Genomic DNA, 22238 nt, shown 5'->3' on the forward strand with positions numbered 1-22238 from the left:
ATGCGAGACTGCCCAAAGCGACATTGACCAAAGGCTGGTTCCTGTTGGTTATTCGTCTTCCATTACGTGATTTGCCAGATCCAGAACGACATGGCGAATGTGGTAATCGTCCAGTTCATACAACATCTGCTTTCCCTTTCGAGATGATTTCAGGATGCGTGCTTCCCTCAGTCCTCGCAGATGGTGACTGGTAAGAGGTTGAGACATGCCTGCGATTTCAGACAGGCAACATACCGGCTGTGGGCCATCAAGGCAGGCCATGACGAGTCGTAACCGTCCCTCATCACCCAGCAGGCGAAACAGTGAAGCGAGTCGGGCCAAACGCTCATCAGATAAGCTGGGGATATCTGCACAACATGTCTGCTGGGAGTCTGTCATAGATTACTTTTTCTGGGTGTTACTGATTTCAGTGCTCGCTATGGAGTCTAACCTCTTCAATCAAATAGAAAAAGTCAGTGTTCACCTGAAACGAAAAACCATTGAAGCTAGCTTTTTTTAAATTTGTTTTAGAGGCTGTCTGAACGTGTTTTTATCAGTCTTATGCGGCAGATACTCAGAGTCATGAGACTGACGACTGGTTAGCATTAAAAAGAATATAGCGTATTGGAAACGAGAAAAGTTCTAAAAAAAGAAGGCAGCTTTATTATTCTTGTTATTTCGCTGCTCGACTGCAGGAAGGGAATTATTGTTATTATTGGGACTGTTATTATTCTTGTCACCTGTACTTATACAACCAACGTGCCAGTTTTCGAGGTTCTACCAAAACAAAAGAGGTACGTAGTTTCCCTTAGTGTATTTGATCTATACTGAGCAAAATTCAGCCAGGCAATGTGTTACGTATCGATACAAAAAGTGTAACGTCAGATCCTATGTGTTACGTCACTGAAACACTAAAAGTCTTTAGTCGTCTACTAGATTGGGTGTCGTTTAACAATCAGAATCATCGTAATCAGCACAGATATTTAAAAAACAGCTTGTTTCCTGTTTTGCTCAAGAAGGTGCGGTGCATTCACGCATGGCGTTGCGGTATGTCCTGTCTGTTTTATGATCACTGCTACCTCTAGTATTCACATACGACCTCTTTTTTAAACATGAGTGAGCAATTTCGCAATGAGCCGAGCTGAATCCCACAATATCCATACAGGTTTGTCCGGACGGATGTTGTTAGAGAACCCACTGCTGAATAAAGGCACAGCCTTCACTTTGGAAGAGCGGAGCGAGCTGGACCTTCATGGTCTTCTGCCACCTCGTGTTGAAACACTGGAAGAGCAGTGTCGTCGAGCCTACAAGTCGTTTTCGGTTAAGCCCACTCCGATTCTGAAACATATTTATCTGCGCTCCCTGCAGGATACGAACGAAACCTTGTTTTTTGCCCTGGTGAAGCGTCATCTGGAAGAAATGCTGCCCATTATTTATACGCCGGTAGTCGGGCAGGCCTGTCAGCGTTTCAGCGACCTTTACCGTCGTCCCCGTGGCCTTTACATCTCCTATCCGGAACGTGCCCGCATGGATGCTATGCTGGCAAACTTCAAACGCAATATTGAAGTGATTGTTGTAACCGACGGTGAACGTATTCTTGGCCTGGGAGACCAGGGTGTTGGTGGTATGGGCATCTGTATCGGTAAGCTGTCGCTTTACAGCGCTGTTGGTGGCATTACGCCAAATCAGACGCTGCCGATCATGCTTGATTGCGGTACCAACAACCAGAAGCTGTTGGAAGACCCGAACTACCTGGGCTGGAGACACACACGAATTGACGATGAGCAATACTACGAGTTTGTAGAGAGCTTTATTAAGGCTCTGAAGCGTCGCTGGCCAAATGCCCTTCTGCAGTTTGAAGATTTTGCCATTAACCATGCTACTCCGCTTCTGGAAACTTACCGCGACGAGCTGTGCAGCTTTAACGATGATATTCAGGGTACTGCAGGCGTTGCTGCTGCAACGCTGCTGGCGGCTGCCAAGGCTGCTGATAAATCCATTGAGGATATGAACGTTGCATTCCTTGGTGCTGGTTCTGCAGGCTGCGGTATTGCAGAACAGATTGTCCGTCTGATGATGGCGAAAGGTTTGTCTGAAGAAGAAGCCCGCAAGCGTATCTACATGGTGGACCGTTTTGGTCTGGTACACGATGAAATGTCTGACCTGCGCGCATTCCAGCAGAAACTGGCGCAAAAGCACGATGATATTCAGCCATGGATGACTGATGGCTCTGTGTCACTGGCTGATGTTGTGAAGCATGCCAGACCTGACGCCATCATTGGGGTTTCCGGGCAGCCGGGTCTGTTCACTCAGGAGATCATCGAGCAGATGTCTCTGAACCACGAACAGCCCATTATCTTCCCGCTGTCTAACCCGATCAGTCAGGTTGAAGCCGCTCCTGAAGATATTATCAAGTGGAGTAAAGGCAAGGCTCTTGTTGCTACTGGCAGTCCGTTTGATCCGGTGAGCTTTGAAGGTCGTAGCTACCCGGTCGCCCAGTGCAACAATATTTATATTTTCCCGGGTCTGGGTCTGGGCGCACTGGCTAGCGGCGCACGTCGTATTTCTGATGGCATGCTGGACGCTGCGGTTCAGACTCTGGCTCTGTCCTCCCCGGCACTGATTAACCGTGAAGCGCCTCTGTTGCCTACTCTGGACAACATTCAGCGAGTGACAAACGACATTGCGCTGGCAGTGGCTTTGCAGGCTCAGAAGGAAGAGCTGGCTCCGGAAACCGAGCTTACGGAAATTGAACAGCGTATTCGTGAAAAGCGCTGGAGCCCGGAATATAGACGTATTCGTATGTCTTACTGCTGATTAAGGCATCTGACTGGGTCGGACTTTCAGGAGGCTGGAATCAGGTGAAATAAAAAAGAAAGTAAGTGGATTGGTTTTCAGACCGTTGCGAACAACCCTGCAAACCAATCCACTTAACACCAGCCTTTATTATTTTTATTATCGGCTGACTCACTGCCTTATTATTATTTTTATTGCGGCAATGTTTGCTTTCAGTCGTGTATATACAAGCTGTATGCCAACTTTTTTATGACTCACTAACCAACTGATTTTTATAAGCTTATTCTTTATTTCAATCCATAGCTCCAGGCTGGAAGCGACTTCATTGCGTTACCTGCTTAACGGAATATGTAACCTTTCTGTTTGCACGTAACGCTGACGTTTATTGGAGAACGGTTCTTGATCGCAGTCCCCACTACACTCACAATGTGCAGCGCAAAGCTTTAAAACAGCAGATTTCAACCCAATATAATCAAAACGACGTATTCCAGGGCTTGGGAGCCATATTGATGACAACAGATACACACTTTGACTATCTGGTAATTGGTGGTGGCAGCGGCGGCATCGGTACGGCAAACCGTGCCGCCATGCACGGTGCCAAAGTAGGTCTGATTGAAGCTAAATACCTCGGCGGTACTTGCGTGAATGTTGGATGTGTTCCTAAAAAAGCCATGTGGTTTGCCGGTCAGATATCCGATGCGGTGAAGTATGGCCCGGATTATGGCTTTGATCTTGACCATGATTCTGTACTTAAAAACTTCAGCTGGAAAAAACTGGTTGAAAGTCGCGAAGCGTATATTGGTCGCATTCATCAGTCTTATGATCGGGTACTGGGCAACAACAACGTTACGGTTATTAACGGCTATGGTCGTTTTGTTGATGCAAAAACCGTTGAAGTCAATGGTGTACAGTACACCGCTAACCACATCACGATTGCCACCGGTGGTGAGCCAGCCATTCCACAGGTTCCCGGAGCTGAATACGGCATTGACTCTGATGGCTTCTTTGATTTGAACGACCGCCCTGAACGGGTTGCAGTTTTGGGGGCTGGATATATCGCAGTGGAGCTGGCAGGCGTACTTCATGCACTGGGCAGTGAAACGCATCTGCTGGTTCGAAGACATAAGCCTCTGCGCAGTTTTGATGACATGTTGTCTGATACGCTGGTGGACATCATGGCAGCAGAAGGCCCGGCCCTGCATACGCATTCCGTACCAAAAGAAATCACCAAAGAAAACGACGGTAGCCTGACGGTTCATCTGGAAGATGGTAACAGCCTGAACGTCGACACAGTCATCTGGGCAGTGGGACGGAAACCTCACACTCATAGCATTAATCTCGAAGCCGCAGGTGTTGAGACCGATCAGCGTGGTTATATCGCTGTGGATAAATTCCAGAATACCAATGTACCGGGCATTTATGCGGTGGGTGACAACATTGGCAAGATAGAACTGACACCTGTTGCCGTAGCGGCTGGTCGTCGCTTGTCTGAGCGACTGTTTAATAACAAGCCGGAAGAACACCTGAATTATGACAATGTAGCGACCGTTGTCTTCAGCCACCCTACCATTGGAACCGTTGGCCTGACTGAAAAAGAAGCCGTTGAACGTTACGGTGAAGATAATATCAAAGTGTATGGCAGTGGCTTCACTGCGATGTACTCAGCCCTGACCAGTCATCGACAGCCCAGCAAAATGAAGCTGGTAACGGCTGGCAGAGAAGAGAAAATTGTGGGCATTCACTGTATCGGACACGGTTCTGATGAAATGCTGCAAGGCTTTGCTGTTGCCTTAAAAATGGGGGCAACTAAGGCAGATTTTGACAATACCGTTGCGATTCATCCAACGTCAGCGGAAGAGTTTGTTACCATGCGGTAGTGAATTTTTTGGTTGACCGTAAAACTTCCGTCAACTGGTAAAAATTTGGTCAACTAGGAAAATATTGGTCAACTTCACCCAGTTGAACTACCCTCCATAGGAGTACTCTACAGTACTCCTTTTTTGTTTTTTAGTCCCCTGTTTTCTACTGTATTGAGAATGTGCCTGATGTCAGTTGCTCCCAAACTTAGCTACGAAGCTTGGCAAGCTTTCGTTGAAAAGAATGGATATCGAGGATACATCACCAACCGGAATTTCAGCTCACATGCTACCTCATCAGAGTGGTATAGTTTCAAAAATGAACGCATGATTTTCTCTGCATCTCCGTCTGAGAAGAGGCATCACTTTAACCTTGAGTTTGAGGATGAGGTTTCATCGTACTTTGATCAATTTCCAATTCATCCTGAAATCAGTGAGCGAGTCTGCAGGCAGAATGGTTTAAGGCACCATCTTAACGGTGAATTTGTTGTAACAGTGGATGCACTAAAAGTCTTGTCTGATCGAGATGATGCTACCTGTGATTCTGTCAAGGCGGACAGTGACCTGCATCCTGAACTTACCACTCTTACTAAAACCCAATACCGAAGACTTCAAGAAAAATTATTAATAGAAATGCTCTCAGGTTTAGAGTTCTTAAAACATGAACGTTCGGTAAAATATTTAGCGTCGGCGCAGCCAACCCCGTCAGGCACACAATTTAAACCTGCCTGAACCGTTTAAATCATTGGTTCTGAGTTCATTTATGTCGTTTTTCCAAAAAAACTATCCGAACGTTCGTTTTTATCCGGCAATTTCAGCTCTAATTTTTGCTCATATCGGTTCCAGCAGCCACGAATTCGAAACTGCGGAATAATCCAAAACAGCGCGCGCCTAAGCATTCCGGCCGTGACTGTATGGGGGTTCCTCCAGGCAGTTTTGGCCAACGCAATGGCCGCAGGATTTTGACAAATGGTCAGCAATTGCACCAGCGCATACCCTGCCATTTTAATGTGCATCCATCGTAACAGCGTTCTGAGTTTCTGCTGCCATAAATGCTTGCATCCAAACTCGTGTTTAAGTTGCTGGAACATAGGCTCTATAGGCCACCTGAGCGAGTAGGCTAATAGCACTTCATCGGCTTTCAGGTCAGGATTTGTGGACAGAAATAGTTTGGTTTCTGTTTCTCCCTTGTCGTTTTCAAAACGACTCCAGACGACTCGGACAATACGGCCTTTCAAAAAACGAGCCCGGCAAATACAGGAACGAAAAGAGACAGTCCGGTTCTTTCTGTAAAGCCAGAGAGTCATCTTGGTCTCTGGTAATTTCTCTACTTCCTCAGGTGTCATTTTGACACCATACTTACGCTTGCGGCCTTTCCTTTTGAAAGGAGAGGGAGGAAGTGCATCGACTGGAAGCGCATAAAGTGCCCGGTTTTTGGGTATATGACCAATGACCTCATACCCAAGCTCAAGCGCGGGCTGCATCATGGTGTGATTCATAAACCAGCAGTCAGTGAGTAGCCGAAAAGCTCGCCCCTGAAGAGTCTGCCGTACAGATTTCAGCATGGCCTTTGCAATTTTAAGTTTACTGATATTGCCTGATTTAGGTGATGGAAATGCCATCACTGGAACCGCAGTATGCACCTTGTCTGATGGTCTCTGGAAAGGAATAGCCAGAAAGACCCAGCATTGACCAAGAAGATAAGTACACCGGTTCTTTTTCTTGCTGTGTTGGTGATGTATTCGGCATGCCGGTGCTTTGTCAGAGCAACGTTCGAGTGTCAGGTCGTCAAGAATCAGGGGAATGGTCTGACCGTCAGGCACTTTAGAACTGACCAGCAATATCAGACGATGCGCCAGGTTTCGCCAACGCCACTTACCTTGAGAGACCCAATGATGGTAGCTGTTCCAGAAATTCTCGTAGTGGATCGTCAGGAGAGCCTGTGTAACAAAGCCTTCGCCAGAAAGCATGCCACCCAGAAGTAACTCACAGAACGTTGGTGCCGCAAGTGGTGATAGCGCTTTTGCAAGAAATGTCGTATATAAAGAAAGCTCTCGAAGGATTACTTTCTGATCTGAAGTGAGCATGGCAACCGCTTTTTCCTGGTAGATGAAGCGGTTGCTTAACCTATTTCGGCATCAAAAAATACAAAACGTTAGTACTTATAATTCTCTAAACTCGAGTCCATTATTGATACGGATCAATAACTATGCAGGCTGTCAGGAGTGCTTGCCCGGTAGTGTCTGGTGGGTGTTTTTATCTGTAGTTTTCGGGTTTTAACTGTTATTTAACATATTCATTTTGTGGCAGGTTGTTAGTCTTGAAAAAAGGGCTTCAATTCAGAAGCCCTTTTATACGACAAGATGTGTTGGAAATTAGTCCAGCATATCTTCAGCAGCCGCCACAATGTTATCGACAGTAAATCCAAAGAACGGGAACAGGTCACCGGCTGGCGCAGACTCACCGAAAGAAGTCATGCCGATAATGCGACCGTCCAGACCTACGTACTTGTACCAGAAGTCAGCGTGAGCGGCTTCGATAGCGATACGGGCCGGAACTTCCAGAGGCAGAACCTGTTGCTTGTATTCAGCATCCTGAGCGTCGAACACTTCAGTAGAAGGCATGGATACAACGCGAACCTTGCGACCCTGTTCGGTCAGTCTGGCTTCGGCGTTCATAGCCAGTTCGATCTCAGAACCAGTGGCGATGAGGATCAGCTCTGGCGTACCTGCACAGTCTTTCAGAATGTAACCGCCACGGGCGATGTTAGCGATTTTCTCTTCATCACGAGCCATGCAAGGCAGACCCTGACGGGAGAAGATCAACGCGCTTGGGCCGTCGTTACGCTCGATGGCGTACTTCCACGCTACGGCAGATTCAACGGTGTCGCATGGACGCCAGGTGTTCATGTTGGGTGTGGAGCGCAGGTTAGCCAGTTGTTCGATGGGCTGGTGGGTCGGACCGTCTTCGCCCAGACCGATGGAGTCGTGGGTATAAACGAAGATGGAACGCTGCTTCATCAGGGCAGCCATGCGAACGGCGTTACGGGCGTACTCCATGAAGATCAGGAAGGTGGCGCCGTAAGGTACGAACCCACCGTGCAGGGCGATACCGTTCATCATGGCGCTCATGCCAAATTCGCGCACGCCGTAGTACAGGTAGTTACCGGCAGCGTCGTCTTTCTCAACGCCTTTGCAACCGCTCCACAGAGTCAGGTTGGAGCCGGCCAGGTCGGCAGAGCCGCCCAGCAGTTCTGGCAGTAGAGGACCATAAGCATTCAGGGTGTTCTGGGACGCTTTACGGCTGGCGACTTTCTCGGCTTTTTCCTGACACTCACGAATGTAAGCGTCGGCTTTTTCAGAGAAGTCTGCTGGCAGTTCGCCACTCATACGACGCTTGAATTCAGCAGCCAGCTCCGGATGAGCTGCAGCGTAAGCTGCGAATTTCTCGTTCCAGTCTGCTTCTTTAGCAGCACCGGCTTTCTTCGCATCCCAGCCTTCGTAAACGTTGGCAGGCACTTCGAAAGCACCATGGTTCCAGCCCAGACGCTCGCGAGTCAGTTTGATCTCGTCATCGCCCAGAGGCGCACCGTGGCACTCTTCCTTGCCTTCCTTGTTAGGAGAGCCGAAGCCGATAACGGTCTTGCAGCAGATCAGGGTTGGCTTGTCAGTTTCCGCACGACCGGCTTCGATGGCAGCCTTGATGGCTTCCGGATCATGACCGTCAACATTTGGAACAACGTGCCAGTTGTAGGATTCAAAACGTTTAACGGTGTCGTCGGTGAACCAGCCTTCTACTTCACCGTCGATGGAAATGCCGTTGTCATCGTAGAAGGCAATCAGCTTACCCAGACCCAGAGTACCAGCCAGGGAGCAGGACTCGTGGGAGATGCCTTCCATCATGCAGCCGTCGCCCATGAATACGTAGGTGTAGTGGTCTACGATGTCATGGCCTTCACGGTTGAACTGACCTGCCAGTGCTTTTTCAGCAGCAGCAAAACCAACGGCGTTGGCAATACCCTGACCCAGCGGGCCAGTAGTGGTTTCGATACCAGGTGCATAACCGTATTCCGGGTGACCGGCGGTTTTAGAATGCAGCTGGCGGAAGTTTTTCAGGTCTTCGATGGATACATCGTAACCAGAAAGGTGCAGCAGGGAGTACAGAAGCATGGAGCCGTGTCCATTAGACAGGACAAAACGGTCACGGTCGGCCCACTCCGGGTTAACCGGGTTGTGGTTCATGTAGTCGCGCCACAGCACTTCGGCGATATCGGCCATACCCATTGGGGCGCCAGGGTGTCCGGATTTGGCTTTTTGGACGGCATCCATGCTCAGGGCACGGATGGCATTGGCTAGCTCACGACGTGGAGACATAGAAATCAGGGCTCCTGATGATCAAGTCATTAAAATGTGGGAGCGTATTCTAATCGCTATCAGGGCAAAACGGTATTGCAGAAAGCACCAAAAATGATCAAAGGGTGATTTTTGGGAATGTCCGACAGGCTTCTAGAAAAGACCAGTACTGGTGAAATACACGGGAGGATTGCCGGCCTTGTCACTGCGGTTATTTATACCTGATTGCTACGACCCTAAAGTAGACGATTCATCGGAATCTCAGGTTATTTCTGCCAAGCTCCTGAATGTTTCTGCAGCCCATCAGCTTCATATCCCTGACCAGTTCGGCGTGCAGGCATGAAAGCGCCTTCTCTACACCGGCCTGCCCGGCTGCTGCCAGCGCATAAAGGTATAGTCGCCCCCCGGAACAGGCTTTAGCCCCAAGGGAGAGTGCCTTTAATACATGTGTGCCTCTGCGAATGCCACCGTCACAGATGACGTCGATCTTGTCACCTGTGGCATCGACAATTTCAGCCAGCTGATCAAAAGGCGAGCGTGATCCGTCCAGCTGACGGCCGCCATGGTTGGAAACCATAATGCCTGCTGCACCGATATCAATGGCTTTTCGGGCATCATGCACCGACATAATGCCTTTGATGATAAACGGTTTTCCCCAGTATTTAGCCAGTGCTTCGGCATCCTGCCAGTTCATGGACTGATCCAGCATGGTATTAAAATAATTGGCCACTGATAGCGGAATACTGGAGCCTTCATTCACATAAGCCTGTAACTGAGGGAGTTCGAATTTCTGCCGGAAATAATAGTTGAAAGCCCAGGCGGGATGCAGGGCAAAGCTGATCAGGCTTTGCAGGGTAGGTTTAGGGGGTACGGTAAAACCTGTCACCAGGTCTCTTTCCCGGTTGCCGCCAACCGTGGTATCAACCGTCAGTGCCATGACATCGAAGTGAGCGGCTTTGCAGCGATCTATCATGTCTCTGGTCAGCCCTTTGTCTTTATGGACGTAAAGCTGGAACAGTTTTGGCGTTTTAATCAGCGTGCTGATTTCTTCAATGCTAACGGTACCAAGAGATGATAATCCAAACATGGTTCCAAACTGTTCGGCAGCCCTGCCTACAGCCAGTTCACCTTCGTAATGAAACAGTCGTTGCAGGGCTGTGGGAGAGAGAAAAAGCGGCATATCCAGTTGTTGCCCGACAACGGTTGTTGATAAATCAACTTCATCGGTTCCCCTGAGTACGTTGGGTACAAGATCGCAGCGGTCGAAAGCCAGGGTGTTTTGTTGGCAGGTCTTTTCATCATCAGCGGCACCATCAATGTAATGAAAGATGGGAGACGGCAGACGTCTTTTAGCCAGTTGGCGAAAGTCATAAACTGAATGGCAGTGTTTCAGTCGCATGGGTTAGCCAGCCTGAAGGTGCAAAGCAATCGTTATAGAAGGTAGTAGTTATAGAGGGTTTTCAGGAAACGGGGTGACTATTTTCTTTCAGAAGGTTTTTTTCAGAAGAGCTGTTGCTGATGAGTTGTTGAGGGATAGCTGCCGGGGAGTGCTTTTCAGGGGGGGGAGATAAAACAAAGGCAGCTTAAGGAAGCTGCCTTTGGGAGACTGAATCGAAGTTACAGAACAACGATGTCTTCAGCCTGAGGACCTTTCTGGCCTTGAGTTACGGTGAACTCAACGCGCTGACCTTCTTTCAGGGTTCTGAAACCGTCGCCTTTGATCTGACGAAAGTGAGCGAAAACGTCTGGTCCGCCATTTTCCTGAGCGATGAAACCAAAACCTTTCTCTTCGTTAAACCACTTAACAGTACCTGTGGAAGTAGACATATTTATATCCTGACAGTTGATAAATTTGTTTTTGCCTCATTACAAGGCGGTTGAGCTAGAAGTTTTGTTATTGTTTATGAAAAGCAGGATGCGCTACGACACACAGTACATCTGAATTAAACATAAAGAACTAAACACACTTTTAACCCAATCATTGTATAGCACTCTATCGAATGCACAATGAGTATTTCTTTCAATGTTCCTCTGGAATTATCCTATCAGGCACAATTTCAGGGGAAAAATGAGCATTATACCAGTTAAAATTCTCAGCTTCATCGTGTGTATTTCCGCAAGAGCCTGTGCAGACAGGCAGGTTCTTTCATTTCAGCCCTCCTCTTTTTCTCTGAAGCCCTTTTCTATAAAGCCATAGCGACGGTACTGTTTCGATAAAGCACCCACAGATACCATCCAGACAATGGTAATGATCATGAATATACTGGCCAGCCAGTGCATTGAGGCGGTCAGTGAGCCCAGGGTAACGATCAGAAACTGCTGTACAAGAGCGCTGGACGATTTTCCCGCACGGCTGACGATCAGCTCGATGGATGCCTTGCCTTTCAGCTTTTGTTCATTATTCAGGGGGACAAAAGCCATTTCCTTGGTGACATCAAACAGAGTGTATTTTGCCGATTTACTGGCAACATTACACAGTGTTCCAATGCTGATACCTGCCAGCAGCATTGGAGCTGAAAGCGCTTCAGGCAGCCAGCTGCTGTTCGATAGTGCGACGGCAAGAAAGAAAGGAATGCCGGTACACACCATCAGCAGCGGAGTCCCCAGAGCAGCAATTCGCCAGCCGAAGCGCATCAGTCGCATCGTTACTACTGCCATCAGTAAGCATCCCAGGCCGGTATAAAATGTTAACTGTCCCATCAGCATGGAGTACTCGGATTCGGTGGAGTACACACGCACGAGCTGGCTCTTCCATGCGACTTCCGCCATGTTAATGGCGATACAGTAACCCAGCATGATCAGGGCGATACTTCTCAGGTAAGGACACTTTGCCAGGAAAAGAAAGCTGCTTTTTAAAGGCAACCGGGTAGCGGTATCGCCATGATTTTTCTGTGGGGCAGAAAGGGAAGGGGCCAGCGTCATGCTGTGATAGTAAAGCCAGATAATAATCAGCCCGCAGACCACAAAAATCATTGAGAGATAGATCAGACTTACCTGCCAGCCATTGTCATTGTGTCCGGTCAGCTCGCGAACCAGTAACAGGATCATTGGACCAGAGAGCAATGAGGCGCTGTTTCCAACGAGTGTCAGCAATGGGTACTCCCTTGACGCTGATTTAACCGTACTTGTGTCGTTTACCGTAGACCAGAACAGTGTGCAGAGAACCCCGGTACCCCAGAGTTCGGCACAGGCAAACAGAATGGTTAAAGGCCAGTTTTCCAGTAGCCCGCTGATCAGGGTCAGGTTGTCTGGCAGATAGTCGGACATCATCTGACAAATAGAGCTGGGGGCGAGTTCAGCCAGGTTGGGGTAGAGATACAGCGAAAAGACGGGCATCCAGACCAGAAATGGCACAATGGTAAAAACAAACAGGTGTTGTTTGGAAAGGCGGTTCGCCAAAAAACTGTAACAGAAGACAAAGAGAAAGGCTGATGGGGTAACGACCCACAACTTGATAAATGGAATAATCTCTGCACCCATTCGAGTGACCAGCAGAGATTCTTTCAGATTGCGCAGTATGTCGAAGTTGATGATGCACAAAAACATCATAAAGGCGTGGTTGAGGAAAAGAGAGTGTTTTTGCAGGCATCCCGGAAGCATGGATGTACCTCTTGCGTTGAGTGGCATACGTTTTGATACAATCAGAGCTATATCAAAAAATTTTGATATACATCATAGTGCTTGCTAAAATTCGCAATGAAGTAATGGATGCGAAACTAAAAAGCTGCAATAACCGCAGGTCTTTTTTCATGGCATGAGGAGCATAGCTTGTCAGATACTGAAATGGTCGATCAGCTTGCCATTTTCGGCAAAGCCATTGGTGACGCTCTCAGACTGCAGGTCCTCAGGGTGCTCAGCACTGACTCTTTCGGGGTGCTGGAGTTAAGCCATGTGTTTGGCATGCGTCAGCCAGCCATGAGTCATCACCTCAAAGTACTTTCCCAGGCCGGACTGGTGTCAACACGCAAGGAAGGTAATACCGTTTTTTACCGCAGGTCACTGCCACCCTCTGTCGAAGCTTTTGGTGATGCGGTTCGCTCCCTGTTCAGGGCGGTTGACGGGTTAGTTCTGCCTGCTGAGCTGGAACTCCGGCTTGAAGCCATCAGGGAGCAGCGTGCAGAACAGTCCATGGCGTTTTTTGCCCGGCACGTGGAGGAGTTTCGACAGCATCAGGAGCTGATTGCTGACCACGAGCTTTATGCCCGGTGTGTTGCCGATGTACTCAAAAGCACAGAAATGCCTGAGCGGGCTCTGGCTCTGGAGCTGGGTCCGGGAGAAGGGGAATTTCTGCAAACCCTCAGCCAACGCTTTAATCAGGTCTATGCTGTTGATAATTCTGGAGAGATGCTCGCCAGTAGCCAGCATTTCGCTGAAAAATACGCTCTGAAAAACATAGAGTTTATCCATGGTGAGCTGAAAACACTGCAACATCTTGAAGAGCAGTTCGACTGTATTGTCGCCAACATGGTGTTGCACCACATACCCAGTCCTTCAGGAATTTTCAAACAGGTAGCCAGCCTGCTGAAGCCCGGTGGCAGTTTTCTGATCAGTGACCTGAGTCAGCACGATCAGGACTGGGTACGGGAATCCTGCGGTGATATTTGGCTGGGGTTCAGTAGCGATGACCTCGATAACTGGGCTCAGGATGCAGGTCTGAACTCCGGAGAATCGCAGTATCTGGGGTTACGTAACGGGTTTCAGATTCAGGTTCGCCGATTTTATCGCTAGCGAATGATCGATAGCTGATGGTCGGTAAACGACGATTATCTAATGATTAAGAGGCTGGCTGGGAATAGTTTTAATGATTTTATTCGCAGCCAGCTTCAACGTACTAATTTTCTGTGGTGCGGTTTTATCCCGGTAAAGGATAAACGGCATCATGGTTGTTTAATGAGGCACAAGAAGACAATGGCAGATTATTCTCTGTTTACCTCCGAGTCTGTATCGGAAGGTCATCCGGATAAAGTAGCGGATCAGATTTCTGATGCGATTCTGGATGCGATCCTGAAAGACGACCCGGATGCCCGTGTTGCGGTTGAAACCATGGTTAAAACCGGCATGGTGATCGTGGCGGGTGAGGTTCGTACCGAGACTTACGTTGATATTGAAGAGCTGGTGCGTAAGGTCGTGACAGGGATCGGTTATAATCATGGCGACCTGGGCTTTGACGGTGAATGCGTTGCTGTCCTGAACGCCATCGGTAAGCAGTCCCCGGACATTGCTGTTGGTGTAGACGAAACCGAAGAACACGAAATGGGTGCTGGCGACCAGGGCCTGATGTTCGGTTATGCCACCAACGAAACGCCGGTTCTGATGCCTGCGCCTATTTATTACTCCCATATGTTGGTAAAGCGTCAGGCTGAACTGCGCAAAAATGGCACACTGCCATGGTTGCGTCCGGATGCCAAGAGTCAGGTTACTATGCGTTACGACGCACAGGGCAAGGTTCAGAGTGTTGATGCTGTTGTCCTGTCTACCCAGCACGACCCTGAAATCTCTCAGGAACAATTGCAGAAAGACATTCTGGAACATGTTATCAAGCCAGTGTTTCCGGCGGAGTGGCTGCACGAAGAGACTCAGTACCACATCAACCCAACGGGTATCTTTGTTATCGGTGGCCCGGTTGGCGACTGCGGCCTGACGGGTCGTAAGATCATTGTTGACACCTATGGCGGTATGGCTCGTCACGGTGGTGGTGCGTTCTCCGGTAAAGACCCCTCCAAGGTTGACCGTTCCGCTGCTTACGCAGGTCGTTATGTAGCCAAAAACATTGTAGCTGCGGGTCTGGCAGATAAGTGTGAGATTCAGGTGTCTTACGCGATTGGAGTGGCAGAGCCGACTTCAATCTCCATCAACACCTTTGACACTGGCAAGATTGCCGACGAGAAAATTGTTGAGCTGGTGCGTGCACACTTTGATCTGCGCCCTAAAGGTCTGATCAGCATGCTGGACCTGAAGCGTCCGATCTATCAGAAAACCGCTGCCTATGGTCACTTTGGTCGTGAAGACGAAGAGTTCACCTGGGAGCAAACCGACAAGGCTGATGCCCTGCGCGCTGCCGCAGGCCTGTAAACACAGACCTTGTTCTGATCCCGCTTTGAAGGCTGTCATCTGGCAGCCTTTTTTTTGAGTTGGGCAACAACGATTCAGACAGGTGCAAGTGCGATTAACACGGTTGTCAGTGTTTTTGCCACTGACCGGTACAAAGCCGGGTTACTGTATTCTAAAGTCACGCAAACCGCTAAAATGAAAGAGCCTGATGGCTCATCCTTCTAAAAAGAGAGGTATTGTTTATGGAACTGAATCACCCTGAACGCCTTGAACCTCATATCCTGCTTGGGATCGCCAACGAACGGTTGCGTCATGACTGTAAAAACCTCCAGCAGCTGTCTGATGATCTGGATGTTCCGGTCAAACAACTGGAACGGTTGATGAAGCAGATTCATTACCACTATCGGCTCAAAAATAACCAGTTTACCCACGATTGACGAACGGCTGCATTCAGCTGAACCTGATAACCTATATCAAAATTAATTGATATAGGTTTTTTGCACTGCTAGACTCCTTAACACACTTCGGAAAATACGCAGACAGGTTCTACCTATGAGCGCCATTCTTGAAACACAGACAGCTTCTACTGACTATCGTGTGGCTGATATCAGCCTGGCAGACTGGGGACGACGTGAAATTCAAATCGCTGAAGGTGAAATGCCTGCACTGATGGCGATCCGCAATAAGTATCGTGATCAGCAGCCTCTGAAAGGTGCCCGCATCATGGGCTGTATTCACATGACCATTCAGACCGCCGTATTGATTGAAACACTGGTGGAACTGGGCGCAGAGGTTCGCTGGTCATCCTGCAATATTTTCTCAACACAAGACCATGCCGCTGCTGCGGTTGCTGCCGCTGGTGTTCCTGTCTTTGCCTGGAAAGGCGAAACTGAAGAAGAGTTCTGGTGGTGTATTGAACAAACCATTCTTAATCAGGATGGGACACCCTGGGACTCCAATATGATTCTGGACGACGGTGGTGACCTGACCCTGTTGATGCACGACAAATTCCCTGAATTGCTGGATAACATTCACGGTATTTCTGAGGAAACCACCACCGGTGTTCACCGTCTGCTGGAAATGCTGGAAAAAGGCACCCTGAAAGTGCCCGCCATCAATGTAAACGACGCAGTTACCAAGAGTAAGAACGATAACAAATACGGCTGTCGCCACTCCCTTAACGATGCCATCAAGCGTGGTACTGACCATCTGCTGGCCGGTAAGAAAGCCCTGGTCATTGGTTACGGCGATGTGGGCAAAGGGTCTGCCGCTTCCCTGCGTCAGGAAGGCATGATTGTGAAAGTCAGTGAGGTTGATCCAATCTGTGCCATGCAGGCGTGTATGGACGGTTTCGAGGTGGTGTCGCCGTACATCAATGGCGAAAACGACGGCACTGAAAACAGCATTAACAAAGAACTTCTGGCGACAACGGATCTGCTGGTCACCACCACCGGCAACGTACACGTGTGCGACCGCAATATGCTGAAAACCCTGAAGAGCAGTTGTGTAGTCTGCAATATTGGCCACTTTGATACCGAAATTGATACCACCTTTATGCGTGAACACTGGGAGTGGGAGGAGGTTAAACCTCAGGTGCATAAAATATGGCGCAATAAAGGTGACAACGATCATTTGATTCTGCTGTCAGAAGGACGACTCGTGAATCTTGGTAATGCTACCGGACATCCGTCGCGCATTATGGACGGTTCCTTTGCCAACCAGGTGCTGGCTCAGATTCACCTCTATGCAGCGGGTTTTGCCAGCCTGTCTGCTGAAGACAAGGTAGCAAACCTTTACGTCACCCTGCTGCCCAAGAAGCTGGATGAAGAAGTGGCGAGTTACATGGTTGAAGGTTTTGGCGGTGTTGTTACGCAACTGACACAAGAACAGGCGGATTACATTAACGTGCCGGTTGAAGGTCCGTTTAAAGGTGATGACTACAAATACTGAGTCATCACACCTGCCACGGATGGTGGGTTATACAAGCGTGATGGCTGCTGACTGCAAGTTGCGGCCCACGGTCAATAACAAAAGCATACAGCCGTAAAGAAGATGACAATGACAACAAACACGCCGCCCATCAGTTTTGAGTTTTTTCCCGCCAAGACCCCAGAGGGGGCGAAAAAACTCGAAATCACTGCCAGTCAGCTGGCAGAGAACAAGCCGGAATTCTTTTCGGTGACATACGGGGCTGGTGGCTCAACCCGGGATCGTACCCTTGAGACGGTGACAGGGTTAAGTCAGGTGACAGGTGTCAGCACAGTGCCTCACCTCTCTTGTGTTGGTGACACCCGACAGGAACTGAGAGCATTGCTCAAACAGTACCAGCAACTGGGTATTAACCGACTCGTTGCCCTTCGTGGTGACCGGCCTTCCGGTATGGGAGGGTTTCATGGTGAGCTTCACTATGCCAACGAACTGGTCAGTTTTATTCGTGAAGAGACCGGTGACCACTTTACTCTTGAAGTAGCCGCTTATCCTGAATCACACCCCCAGGCGCAGAACTTTGAGCAGGATTTGCTGAACTTTAAACGCAAAGTCAACGCCGGAGCCAATTCGGCGATTACCCAGTATTTCTTTAATGCAGAAGCCTATTTTTATTTCCGCGATCGTGCCACTGCTCTGGGGATCGAAATCCCTATTGTTCCCGGTATTATGCCGATTACCAATTACACCAGGCTGGCCCGGTTCTCGGATGCCTGTGGCGCTGAAATTCCACGCTGGATTCGCAAACAGCTTGAGGCTTATGGTGACGATGTGCAGAGCATCAGGCAGTTTGGCGAGGAAGTGGTTACTAAGCTGTGCGAACGATTGATCGCTGATGGTGTACCGGGATTGCACTTTTATACCCTGAACCAGGCTCCTGCCGTACAGAGGATTTGCCGGAACCTTGAGCTTTAAGAGGGCTAAATCGGATTCCGTGCACTGGTTGTATGGGATTCGGTGTTTGTGAGTGCTTACAAATAGCTAATTTGAGGGCGCTCGACGGTAGCAGTTTCTGCGGCTATATTCTGTCTGTGTATTCAAAGTTTGCGGATTTCTTATGTCTCTGTCTTCCGCTCAAGAACTTCTGGAATTAAGCCGTAGTTTCTATAAGGGTTCCGTGAAGTCTTCAAACAAGCGCTATTCCTATGGCTATGGAGCCACTCCCTTCAATCGAAAATTTCAACGCAACTTCAACTCCAAAAAAGCAAGTAGCGCACTGGCAACCATAAAAGCCCCGGGAGATATATACAGAACTTTAGAAGCATGTGAACCGCAAAACAGGTTTGGTAACTGCTCTCAATATTCATTGATTGCAGCTAGATATGGCCTTATGAAAAAAATTCCAAATATCTGGATAGCAGTTCATGAGGACGGAGTGCACACTTTTTTAGTGCTGGCACGGGAATCTTTTAACTTTGAGAGCCTGACGTTTGCCGACTTCAGCGAAGTTGGTGACAGGGCATTTTTCGTATGTGATCCGTGGTTTAATGTTGCCTGCGAAGTGGGTCTTTACAAAATCATGATCTTAATGAAATCCTCTCAGTGGGCAGATCAGGGTAAAGAAATACTTTCAATATTTTCTCCCGACCCTGAGAAAGCTACTGAGTGGGTTAAGAGGTTATTTATTGGTCGTATACTGTTTTATCAATTGACCGATAATAATGGAAACCCCACCCGATTTTACGCAGAAGATTTTTTAGGCTCAAATTTTTCATAGGTGAGCACTATTAAAACCTCTTTAACTCATTGACAGTACTGTTTTTTTATCCAAGCGAGATTCTGGCACTGGTGCCTTCCCGGGCAGTTCTCTAACCTGCTGAGGGAGCTCAGGCTCATTTTATATGGGAGAAGGCTGGAGCTTTGATTATGCTTTTTTAGTGACTATATTTTTATTAGCACTGTTTCATTGCCTCTTTTCTGTTTAGGCTTAAGGTACGTCCCTATAAATATGAGAATCAAGTGACCTTATGAAAGCGTTAATTATTACTGCTGAAGGGATTGAACAGCAATATGTCACTCAGCAATTAATGGCTGCACTGGGCGATCAGGTATGTGGCATTGTTGTTGAACAACACAAAAAGAAACGAAGTGTTCTTGCGTCATTGAAACATGGAATGAAACGTTATAATCCATTGGTGTTTTGTGAAAGAATCATCACCAAGTCATTACGCTCACTGATGCGGATAGATCATAAGCAGTTATCAATTCTAAAGAGTTATCTTGGTTCAATAAATAAGGAAGATTATATTCCAACCGACTTGCCGGTTTGTACTCCGTATTCGGCAAATAGTGCAGAAAGTATTGCTTTTATTAAAGAACTCGCTCCCGATTATATTTTTGTTTATGGTACCGGCATTATTAAACAACAGGTCATCAGTTTAGCAAAGTCATCAATACTGAATTTACATACTGGGATTTCACCCTATTATCGCGGCTGCTCATGTGCATTCTGGCCTTTATATAACAGAGAACCCCACATGGTAGGAGCGACAGTCCATCAATGCTCTCTGGAAGTAGATGGTGGCGATATCTACGGTCGAGCCAGCGTAAAAATCACTGCGCAGGATGATCATCACACGGCGTTCGCAAAGTCAGTAAAAGTTGGGGCCGGGTTATACGCTGCGGTGGCAAAAAAATTACTTCAGGGTGAAGCAGTCAAGACCATCAGGCAAGATATGAGTATCGGTAAAGAGTATCAGTTTAAACACCGAACGATATTGCATGATATAAAATTGCTTGCTTATATTTTCCGTGGCGGGCTGCAAAAGACCCTCCGGGGAATAGAACATAAACCACTTCCTTTTAATGACTTCAATATCAGTGAGGAATAGTGCAGTGTTAAATCGATCTATCATTTTTGCTACTGATTTATTTGGCACAATACTATGTAAATCGGATTTTAATTCTCATGTACGAAAAGATAATGATATACGAACCGTCTTTTATCATGGCATTGGTATGAAATCAGCGCCCTGTATGACCTATTTAAATGATGAGATTTCAGAGCAGGCATTTACACGTCAGTTGGATTATTTAACTCGTCATTACACGGTCTTATCCTTGCAGGAAGCGATAAAGCTTATTGAAAATAATGAGCTACCTCAGGACAAGCCTGTCTGTACAATATCTTTTGATGATGGGCTGAAATCGGTTTACACAAAAGCATTCCCCATACTCAAACAAAAAGGGGTTTTATTTGATGTATTTCTCAATACAGCCGTAGTCGATAACAATCAGCTTTTATGGCTACACGAACTGAATTATTTGCTAAGCAATTTTGGGGCAATTGAAACATCCAAAGCATTTAACAAATATATTGAAAACAACATAGAAAAAGCACCTTCAAATGCCAGGGGTATTGAAATATGGTGTCGCCAGCATTGTGAGTACCTATATGAAAATAAACTTCTGGCCACTCTTTTCAGACATTTCAATTTAGATGCAACTGCCATTGCGCAAGAGCAGCAAATGTACCTTACCTGGCAACAAGTCGATGAAATGAGTCAGTATGGTGCAGGCTTCTATTCACATACACACCAGCATCATCCTTTAAATGCTTTTTCAGGGACCGAACATGCCGAACGGGAGATTACGCTGGCACGGGACATCATGATGCAACACGGCAAAAGTGGCGACTTCGTTAGTTTTCCATTTGGCATGGAAGTCGATTATGGCAAGGCGAATATTCATAATGCCCTGCAAGCAGGTCATAAATATGCCGTTGAAGTGGGGGATGGTATAAATTCCAGAGAAAGAATCCTTGAGCAGCGGATCATGTCTCGTGTCGAACTGGGAAATGTTTCCGGTGATGATGGTCATTTATATTCTGCGATAGAACTGCGACCTGTGATAAAAAGTCGGTTAAAAGCGATCAAAGGCTGGCTACGGTAATTGACAGTCGTTGTGCGTAATCCGTTGTTCATTATGCTCACTATTACTTTTCCGCTCAGTTATAATTCAGGCTGTTTCTGAATTAACCACTGTCATACAAATGCGTAATCCCCGAATTTATTTTCCCCAGCCTATGAGTGCTGGCGCAATGGTTGAGTTGACCGACAGCGCGGCAAACCATGTCGGTAAAGTTCTGCGAATGAAACCTCAGGACTCCCTGATATTGTTCGACGGCGAAGGTTCTGCCTATCAGGGGAAAGTTGAGTCCGTCAGTAAAAAAAGTGTGACGGTGATGCTTGAGCATCCCATTGAAAAGACAAATGAATCGCCGTTGTCGATTCATCTGGGTCAGAGTCTTAGTCGTGGAGAACGCATGGATTATGCGATTCAGAAGGCGACAGAGGTGGGCGTTACGGAAATAACACCGCTGTTCAGTGAGCGCTGTGAAGTCAAACTGAACAAGGAACGGCTGGAAAAACGTTTACGACACTGGCAACAGGTAGCCATCAGTGCCTGTGAGCAATGTGGCAGAAATCGTGTGCCAGTGATACACCCAGCCGTTTCTGTGGATGAATGGATCACGCAGCAGGCTTCGGATTTGAAGTTTGTGTTGCATCACCGCACAGAGCGCAGGCTGGAAGGCTATGATCAGCCGGCATCGGTTTCCCTTCTGATTGGTCCTGAAGGTGGGCTGACGGTTGATGAAATAGGGCGTGCGGAGCAAAATGGTTTCAATGCGCTGGCCCTGGGGCCAAGGGTCTTGCGCACTGAAACCGCACCGGTTTCAGCCATTACACTGATGCAGTATCTGTGGGGTGATGTTCGGGGTGACATCCGGGGAGACGTCCGGGGAGAGAATGAGTAAGGCTCTTAAGCTTTTCATCAACCAGCTCAAGATCTGGAATGCAGGCGGGTAGCTGATTAACAATGACCTGCGCCTTTTCTGCAGCACCAGCCTCTGCTTCGGTCGTTTGAATGTCGGAAAACAGCAGTTCAAGCGACCGGGGCAGCCCCTGTATAACCATCCCATAGAACGGAGTTTCTGACCCTTCTGACAGGGTGTTGAAAATAGCCAGTTTGGCGCTGGCTGAAAATTCAGCACACCGTCGCTGGTTCAGGCGTTCAAAAACAATCAGGGGGATTTGTTGCCCGCGCCAGAGGATATCCCCCGGATACCAGTCTTCAGAATGGCTTTTACCAGTGGGTCGGGTGTAGTCGATGATGTCCACCACACACACCGCAGGCACCAGTAATGGCTTTTGTTGCATGGGAATCAGCAGCGACGAAAGGGTTCTGGTATTCATCAGAGTTTAAACCTCTTACTCAT

The 22238-nt window shown here is 47.9% G+C and carries 19 protein-coding genes; 12 read left to right on the forward strand and 7 right to left on the reverse strand.

Annotated features, from left to right (window positions below; genetic code table 11):
• Positions 1-48 precede the first annotated feature (48 nt).
• Positions 49-378 (reverse strand): ArsR/SmtB family transcription factor, encoded by a 330-nt coding sequence (locus tag NX722_RS20340; RefSeq protein ID WP_262564684.1) that lies wholly within the window; start codon positions 376-378, stop codon positions 49-51.
• 732 nt (positions 379-1110) lie between these two features.
• Here NX722_RS20340 and NX722_RS20345 point away from each other — a divergent pair.
• The 3 genes from NX722_RS20345 (at position 1111) to NX722_RS20355 (ending at position 5363) form a co-directional block, all read left to right on the forward strand.
• A complete protein-coding gene (locus NX722_RS20345) occupies positions 1111-2796 on the forward strand; it encodes an NAD-dependent malic enzyme (protein WP_262564685.1) in 1686 nt (561 codons plus the stop codon).
• Positions 2797-3284: 488 nt separating this feature from the next.
• Positions 3285-4652 (forward strand): glutathione-disulfide reductase, encoded by a 1368-nt coding sequence (gorA, locus tag NX722_RS20350; protein ID WP_262564686.1) that lies wholly within the window; start codon positions 3285-3287, stop codon positions 4650-4652.
• Positions 4653-4820: 168 nt separating this feature from the next.
• On the forward strand, positions 4821-5363 hold the full coding sequence (locus tag NX722_RS20355) for a PDDEXK family nuclease (RefSeq protein WP_262564687.1): 543 nt from the start codon (positions 4821-4823) through the stop codon (positions 5361-5363).
• Between the two features lie 29 nt (positions 5364-5392).
• Here NX722_RS20355 and NX722_RS20360 read toward each other — a convergent pair whose 3' ends face one another.
• The 5 genes from NX722_RS20360 to NX722_RS20380 form a co-directional block, all read right to left on the reverse strand.
• Positions 5393-6718 carry an IS701 family transposase gene (locus NX722_RS20360; protein ID WP_262563599.1) on the reverse strand — a complete coding sequence of 442 codons (1326 nt, stop codon included), beginning with the start codon at positions 6716-6718 and terminating at the stop codon, positions 5393-5395.
• 288 nt (positions 6719-7006) lie between these two features.
• The gene (tkt, locus tag NX722_RS20365; RefSeq protein WP_262564688.1) at positions 7007-9004 is read right to left on the reverse strand and encodes a transketolase; all 1998 of its coding nucleotides are present in this window, start codon (positions 9002-9004) and stop codon (positions 7007-7009) included.
• 229 nt (positions 9005-9233) lie between these two features.
• On the reverse strand, positions 9234-10382 hold the full coding sequence (locus tag NX722_RS20370) for an alpha-hydroxy acid oxidase (protein ID WP_262564689.1): 1149 nt from the start codon (positions 10380-10382) through the stop codon (positions 9234-9236).
• 218 nt (positions 10383-10600) lie between these two features.
• Complete coding sequence (gene cspE, locus NX722_RS20375) at positions 10601-10810, reverse strand: transcription antiterminator/RNA stability regulator CspE (RefSeq protein ID WP_034879436.1); 210 nt, start codon at positions 10808-10810, stop codon at positions 10601-10603.
• A gap of 324 nt (positions 10811-11134) precedes the next feature.
• Positions 11135-12583, reverse strand: coding sequence for an NTP/NDP exchange transporter (locus NX722_RS20380; RefSeq protein ID WP_262564690.1), 1449 nt, complete (start codon positions 12581-12583; stop codon positions 11135-11137).
• Positions 12584-12751: 168 nt separating this feature from the next.
• Between NX722_RS20380 and NX722_RS20385 the strand changes: the two genes are divergently transcribed.
• The 9 genes from NX722_RS20385 (at position 12752) to NX722_RS20425 (ending at position 21776) form a co-directional block, all read left to right on the forward strand.
• The gene (locus NX722_RS20385) at positions 12752-13711 is read left to right on the forward strand and encodes a metalloregulator ArsR/SmtB family transcription factor (protein WP_262564691.1); all 960 of its coding nucleotides are present in this window, start codon (positions 12752-12754) and stop codon (positions 13709-13711) included.
• 180 nt (positions 13712-13891) lie between these two features.
• Positions 13892-15055 carry a methionine adenosyltransferase gene (gene metK / locus NX722_RS20390; protein WP_262564692.1) on the forward strand — a complete coding sequence of 388 codons (1164 nt, stop codon included), beginning with the start codon at positions 13892-13894 and terminating at the stop codon, positions 15053-15055.
• A gap of 221 nt (positions 15056-15276) precedes the next feature.
• On the forward strand, positions 15277-15471 hold the full coding sequence (locus tag NX722_RS20395) for a DUF4250 domain-containing protein (protein WP_262564693.1): 195 nt from the start codon (positions 15277-15279) through the stop codon (positions 15469-15471).
• 115 nt (positions 15472-15586) lie between these two features.
• On the forward strand, positions 15587-16984 hold the full coding sequence (gene ahcY, locus NX722_RS20400; RefSeq protein WP_262564694.1) for an adenosylhomocysteinase: 1398 nt from the start codon (positions 15587-15589) through the stop codon (positions 16982-16984).
• Between the two features lie 108 nt (positions 16985-17092).
• Entirely contained in the window at positions 17093-17935 is an 843-nt protein-coding gene (gene metF / locus NX722_RS20405) for a methylenetetrahydrofolate reductase [NAD(P)H] (RefSeq protein WP_262564695.1), read from the forward strand.
• A gap of 142 nt (positions 17936-18077) precedes the next feature.
• On the forward strand, positions 18078-18737 hold the full coding sequence (locus tag NX722_RS20410) for a hypothetical protein (RefSeq protein ID WP_262564696.1): 660 nt from the start codon (positions 18078-18080) through the stop codon (positions 18735-18737).
• A gap of 250 nt (positions 18738-18987) precedes the next feature.
• On the forward strand, positions 18988-19851 hold the full coding sequence (locus NX722_RS20415) for a formyl transferase (RefSeq protein ID WP_262564697.1): 864 nt from the start codon (positions 18988-18990) through the stop codon (positions 19849-19851).
• Positions 19852-19855: 4 nt separating this feature from the next.
• Complete coding sequence (locus tag NX722_RS20420) at positions 19856-20911, forward strand: polysaccharide deacetylase family protein (RefSeq protein WP_262564698.1); 1056 nt, start codon at positions 19856-19858, stop codon at positions 20909-20911.
• A gap of 100 nt (positions 20912-21011) precedes the next feature.
• Entirely contained in the window at positions 21012-21776 is a 765-nt protein-coding gene (locus tag NX722_RS20425) for a 16S rRNA (uracil(1498)-N(3))-methyltransferase (protein WP_262564699.1), read from the forward strand.
• Here the strand turns inward: NX722_RS20425 and NX722_RS20430 are convergent.
• Positions 21703-22215, reverse strand: coding sequence for a chemotaxis protein CheW (locus NX722_RS20430; RefSeq protein WP_262564700.1), 513 nt, complete (start codon positions 22213-22215; stop codon positions 21703-21705). The two genes, NX722_RS20425 and NX722_RS20430, sit on opposite strands and share 74 nt — an antisense overlap.
• Between the last annotated feature and the right edge of the window lie 23 nt (positions 22216-22238).

Source organism: Endozoicomonas gorgoniicola, from assembly GCF_025562715.2.
Classification (GTDB): domain Bacteria; phylum Pseudomonadota; class Gammaproteobacteria; order Pseudomonadales; family Endozoicomonadaceae; genus Endozoicomonas_A; species Endozoicomonas_A gorgoniicola.

Excerpts from the sequence above, each read along its gene's own strand:
- NX722_RS20340 (WP_262564684.1), bottom strand. The coding sequence starts at position 378 with ATGACAGACTCCCAGCAGACATGTTGTGCAGATATCCCCAGCTTATCT.
- NX722_RS20345 (WP_262564685.1), top strand. The coding sequence starts at position 1,111 with ATGAGCCGAGCTGAATCCCACAATATCCATACAGGTTTGTCCGGACGG.
- gorA (WP_262564686.1), top strand. The coding sequence starts at position 3,285 with ATGACAACAGATACACACTTTGACTATCTGGTAATTGGTGGTGGCAGC.
- NX722_RS20355 (WP_262564687.1), top strand. The coding sequence starts at position 4,821 with ATGTCAGTTGCTCCCAAACTTAGCTACGAAGCTTGGCAAGCTTTCGTT.
- NX722_RS20360 (WP_262563599.1), bottom strand. The coding sequence starts at position 6,718 with ATGCTCACTTCAGATCAGAAAGTAATCCTTCGAGAGCTTTCTTTATAT.
- tkt (WP_262564688.1), bottom strand. The coding sequence starts at position 9,004 with ATGTCTCCACGTCGTGAGCTAGCCAATGCCATCCGTGCCCTGAGCATG.
- NX722_RS20370 (WP_262564689.1), bottom strand. The coding sequence starts at position 10,382 with ATGCGACTGAAACACTGCCATTCAGTTTATGACTTTCGCCAACTGGCT.
- cspE (WP_034879436.1), bottom strand. The coding sequence starts at position 10,810 with ATGTCTACTTCCACAGGTACTGTTAAGTGGTTTAACGAAGAGAAAGGT.
- NX722_RS20380 (WP_262564690.1), bottom strand. The coding sequence starts at position 12,583 with ATGCTTCCGGGATGCCTGCAAAAACACTCTCTTTTCCTCAACCACGCC.
- metK (WP_262564692.1), top strand. The coding sequence starts at position 13,892 with ATGGCAGATTATTCTCTGTTTACCTCCGAGTCTGTATCGGAAGGTCAT.
- NX722_RS20395 (WP_262564693.1), top strand. The coding sequence starts at position 15,277 with ATGGAACTGAATCACCCTGAACGCCTTGAACCTCATATCCTGCTTGGG.
- ahcY (WP_262564694.1), top strand. The coding sequence starts at position 15,587 with ATGAGCGCCATTCTTGAAACACAGACAGCTTCTACTGACTATCGTGTG.
- metF (WP_262564695.1), top strand. The coding sequence starts at position 17,093 with ATGACAACAAACACGCCGCCCATCAGTTTTGAGTTTTTTCCCGCCAAG.
- NX722_RS20410 (WP_262564696.1), top strand. The coding sequence starts at position 18,078 with ATGTCTCTGTCTTCCGCTCAAGAACTTCTGGAATTAAGCCGTAGTTTC.
- NX722_RS20415 (WP_262564697.1), top strand. The coding sequence starts at position 18,988 with ATGAAAGCGTTAATTATTACTGCTGAAGGGATTGAACAGCAATATGTC.
- NX722_RS20425 (WP_262564699.1), top strand. The coding sequence starts at position 21,012 with ATGCGTAATCCCCGAATTTATTTTCCCCAGCCTATGAGTGCTGGCGCA.
- NX722_RS20430 (WP_262564700.1), bottom strand. The coding sequence starts at position 22,215 with ATGAATACCAGAACCCTTTCGTCGCTGCTGATTCCCATGCAACAAAAG.